Raw genomic sequence first — 4,606 nt, forward strand, 5'->3', positions numbered from 1 at the left:
GGAAACTCTCAGGCCGTGCAACAGATCGGGGAGGAACCCATAGACACCGCGGGAGACCGCGCAGACCTCTGGAGTTCCTCTCATGACGATCACCCCAGCCCGCCCCACCGCCGCTGAGCTCAGCGACCACTCCTTCGCCGACCGTCACATCGGTCCCGGCCCGCAGGCAGCGACCCAGATGTTGCGCACCCTGGGGTACGACAGCCTCGACGAGTTGGTGGACACGGCGGTGCCGGTGGACATCCGCCAACAGGATCGGCTGGACTTGCCCGAGCCCCGTTCTGAGGCGCAGGTCCTGGCGGACCTGCGGCAGATGGCCTCCAAGAACGTCCTGAAGACCCAGATGATCGGCCAGGGTTTCTACGACACCCTCACCCCGCCGGTGATCCTGCGCAACGTCCTGGAGAACCCGGCCTGGTACACCGCCTACACCCCCTACCAGCCGGAGATCTCACAGGGCCGGCTCGAGGCCCTGCTGAACTTCCAGACCATGGTCGCGGACCTGACCGCACTGCCGGTGGCCAACGCCTCCCTGCTGGACGAGGCCTCCGCGGTGGCCGAGGCCGTGCTGCTGATGCGCCGGACCAACAAGGCCCACGCCGAGGGCAAGACCGTGCTGGACGCCAACCTCTTCCCACAGACCCTGGCCGTGGTGCAGGGACGCGCCCAGGCACTGGGTTTCGAGGTCGAGGTCGCCGACCTGACCGCGGGGCTGCCCGAAGGTGAGATCTCCGGGATCGTGCTGCAGCAGCCCGGAAACAACGGCGCCGTCGTGGACCACGGAGCCGTCATCGCCGCCGCCAAGGACCGCGGCGCCATGGTGACGGTGGCCGCCGACATCCTGTCCCTGACCCTCATCGTCCCGCCCGGGGAGCAGGGTGCGGACATCGCCGTGGGCAACACCCAGCGCCTCGGTGTCCCGCTGTTCTTCGGCGGCCCGCACGCGGCCTACATGGCCGTCCGCCGCGGCTTGGAGCGGTCCCTGCCGGGGCGCCTGGTGGGCGTGTCCACCGATGACACCGGGGCCCGGGCCTATCGCCTGGCCCTGCAGACCCGCGAGCAGCACATCCGCCGCGAGAAGGCCACCTCCAACATCTGCACCGCTCAGGCGCTGCTGGCCGTGGTCGCCTCCATGTACGCCGTCTACCACGGCCCCGCCGGGTTGACGGCGATCGCACAGCGCGTGCACCGTCACGCCCGGACCCTGGCCGTGGTGCTGGAGGGGGAAGGCATCGAGCTGCTGGCCGACCGGTTCTTCGACACCGTGACCGCGCGGGTGCCCGGCCGTGCCCAGTCCGTGGTCCACGCCGCCGAGACGCTGGGGGTCAACCTCCGCCTGATCGACGCGGACACCGTCTCGGTGTCCACTGACGAGGCCACGGTCACCGAGCACGTGGCCGCGGTGGCCGTGGCCTTCGGCGTGGCCGAGGCAGATGCCGCCGTCGCGGCGGCCACGGGAGAGGTGGACCGCGGGTATGCCCTGCCGGAGTCCCTCGTGCGCACCTCGGAGTTCCTGACCCACCCGGTGTTCAACACCCACCGGTCCGAGACCCAGATGATGCGGTACCTGCGCAGGCTCTCGGACCGGGACCTGGCGCTGGACCGGACGATGATCCCACTGGGTTCGTGCACCATGAAGCTCAATGCCGCCGCCGAGATGGAGGCCATCTCCTGGCCGGAGTTCGCCGGGATCCACCCGTTCGCCCCGTCCCACCAGGCCGCAGGATGGCACGAGCTGATCAGCGACCTGGAGTCCCGCCTGTGCGCCATCACCGGTTACGCCGGCGTCTCCATCGCCCCGAATGCCGGGTCCCAGGGTGAGTACGCAGGCCTGCTGGCCATCCGCCAGTACCACCTGGCCAAGGGTGACTCTGCCCGTACCGTGTGCCTCATCCCGGCCTCGGCCCACGGCACCAACGCCGCCTCGGCGGTGCTGGCCGGGTTGAAGGTCGTGGTGGTCAAGACCGCCGAGGACGGGACCATCGACAGCGCCGACCTGGATGCCAAGATCGCCATGCACCGGGAGCAACTGGCGGCGATCATGATCACCTACCCCTCCACCCACGGTGTCTACGACGCCGATGTGCGCGAGGTCTGCGACAAGGTCCACGAGGCCGGCGGGCAGGTCTACCTCGACGGGGCCAACCTCAACGCCCTGGTCGGCCTCGCCCAGCCGGGCAGGTTCGGCGGCGACGTCTCGCACCTGAACCTGCACAAGACCTTCTGCATCCCGCACGGCGGCGGCGGCCCCGGCGTCGGCCCGGTCGCCGTGGCCGAACACCTCGTCCCGTTCCTGCCCGGCGCGGCAGCGGGTGAGTCCAACGGCCGCACCGGCACCCCGGTGACCTCGGCTCCGTACGGCTCCGCGGGCGTGCTGCCCATCTCCTGGTCCTACATCGCGATGATGGGCGCCGAGGGCCTCACCGAAGCCACCCGTCATGCCCTGCTGTCGGCCAACTACCTGGCCGCCCGTCTGGGTGAGCACTTCCCGGTCCTGTACACCGGGAACGCCGGGCTGGTGGCCCACGAGTGCATCCTGGACCTGCGTGAGCTCACCGCCCGCACCGGGGTGACCGCCGAGGACGTCGCCAAGCGCCTGATCGACTACGGCTTCCACGCCCCCACGCTGTCCTTCCCGGTGGCCGGGACCCTGATGGTCGAGCCCACCGAGTCCGAGGACCTGGCCGAGATCGAGCGGTTCATCGAGGCGATGATCTCCATCCGCGCCGAGATGGACCAGATCCTGGACGGGGAGTTCACCGTGGAGGACTCCCCGTTGCGCCGGGCCCCGCACACCGCCACCGCCGTGTCCGCCACCGCCTGGGACCGCCCCTACAGCCGTGAACAGGCGGCCTTCCCCGTCCCGGGCCTGCGCCAGGACAAGTACTTCCCCCGGTCGGCCGCATCGACGGTGCCGCCGGGGACCGCACCCTGATCTGCTCCTGCCCGGCGCCCGAGTCCTTCGAGAACTGACCCCGCGCGGCACAGAGCGGCTACGAAAGGTATCACCATGACTGTCAGCACCACGTCCAGGCACACCGTCCTCCACGAGGAGCATGCCGCCCTGGGGGCGTCCTTCACCGACTTCGGCGGGTGGGACATGCCCTTGAAGTACGGTTCCGAGCTCGCCGAACACCACGCCGTCCGGAACGCGGCCGGACTGTTCGACCTGTCCCACATGGGCGAGATCCGGGTGACCGGAGAGCAGGCTGCCGCGTTCTTGAACACGGCCCTGGTAGGCAATCTCGCCGCGATCGCTGTCGGGCGGGCCAAGTACTCGTTGCTGTGCACCCCGCAGGGCGGGATCATCGACGACCTGATCAGCTATCGGCTGGGTGACGACGAGTACCTCGTGGTCCCCAATGCCGGCAACGCCGGCGTCGTCGCCCAGACCCTGCAGGAGCGCGCGGCCGGTTTCGACGTCACCGTCGTGGACGAATCCGACCGGACCTCCCTGGTCGCCGTCCAGGGGCCGGCGGCTGAAGCCATCCTGCTGGAGCTGATCCCGGCCGCCGAACAGGGGCAGGTCACCTCCCTGAGGTACTACGCCTTCGCCGGGGCCACCGTCGCCGGCACCTCGGTGTTGCTGGCCCGCACCGGCTACACCGGTGAGGACGGTTTCGAACTCTACGTCGCCAACGCCGACGCCGCGACTCTGTGGGCGGCCCTGTTGGAGGCGGGCGAGCAGCACGGGCTGATTCCCTGCGGCTTGGCGAGCCGGGACTCCCTGCGCCTGGAGGCCGGGATGCCGCTCTACGGCCAGGAACTCACCCTGGACACCGAGCCCTTCTCGGCCGGGCTGGGACCGGTCGTGTCCTTCACGAAGGACGAGGACTTCATCGGCCGCGAAGCACTCCAGGCCCTGAAGGCCACCGGAACACCCCGGCGACTGGTCGGGATGAGGGGCCGGGGCCGGCGTGCCGCCCGCCCCGGTTACCCCGTCGTCGCGGACGGACGGCACGTCGGTGAGGTCACCTCCGGGGCGCCCAGCCCCACCCTCGGCCATCCGATCGCCCTGGCCTACGTCGAGACGGCGTTCGCCGAACCGGGCAGCACGGTCACGATCGATGTGCGTGGCAAGCCCGAGCCCTTCGAGGTCGTCGCCCTGCCCTTCTATCGCCGTCCGCAGTAGTCCGGCGTCATCAACCCCGGCGACCGCCACCGGTCGTCAACCACCACCCTTCCTGATTGGAGCACCCATGAGCACCGTCCTGCCCGCCCTCCGCTACTCCGCCGAGCACGAATGGATCAACGACGCCTCTCCGGCCCGCATCGGTATCACCGCGGTGGCCGCCGAGGCCCTCGGAGACGTCGTCTATGTCGACCTGCCCGAAGCCGGCTCGACCGTCACCGCCGGAGAGACCTGTGGCGAGATCGAGTCCACCAAGTCCGTCTCCGACCTCTACTCCCCGGTGACGGGAACCGTGGTCGAGGTCAATGACGCCGTCTCGGACAACCCGGGGGTCGTGAACGAGGACCCCTACGGCAATGGCTGGCTGTTCACCGTCGAGGTGAGCGACGAGGGCCCGCTGCTGTCGGCCCAGGAGTACGCCGAGGCCAACGGCGGTGAGCTCGCATGAGCGCGCTGAAGGAGACCGCGGCGGTG

At 70.0% G+C, this 4,606-nt stretch carries 2 protein-coding genes and 1 pseudogene; all 3 read left to right on the plus strand.

Annotated elements, in window-relative coordinates; genetic code table 11:
- The first annotated feature begins 82 nt into the window (after positions 1-82).
- A pseudogene (gene gcvP / locus CITRI_RS18190) lies at positions 83-2,973 on the plus strand (aminomethyl-transferring glycine dehydrogenase).
- A 37-nt stretch (positions 2,974-3,010) separates the two neighbouring features.
- Positions 3,011-4,132, plus strand: coding sequence for a glycine cleavage system aminomethyltransferase GcvT (gcvT, locus tag CITRI_RS0115500; protein WP_010145861.1), 1,122 nt, complete (start codon positions 3,011-3,013; stop codon positions 4,130-4,132).
- A gap of 67 nt (positions 4,133-4,199) precedes the next feature.
- Complete coding sequence (gene gcvH / locus CITRI_RS0115505; protein WP_010145862.1) at positions 4,200-4,580, plus strand: glycine cleavage system protein GcvH; 381 nt, start codon at positions 4,200-4,202, stop codon at positions 4,578-4,580.
- Positions 4,581-4,606 lie beyond the last annotated feature (26 nt).

The sequence above is a fragment of the Citricoccus sp. CH26A genome, from assembly GCF_000224415.1.
Taxonomy (GTDB): Bacteria; Actinomycetota; Actinomycetes; order Actinomycetales; family Micrococcaceae; genus Citricoccus.

What these genes read in the sequence shown, in the direction of transcription:
- gcvT (WP_010145861.1), top strand. Translation starts at nt 3,011, where the DNA reads ATGACTGTCAGCACCACGTCCAGGCACACCGTCCTCCACGAGGAGCAT.
- gcvH (WP_010145862.1), top strand. Translation starts at nt 4,200, where the DNA reads ATGAGCACCGTCCTGCCCGCCCTCCGCTACTCCGCCGAGCACGAATGG.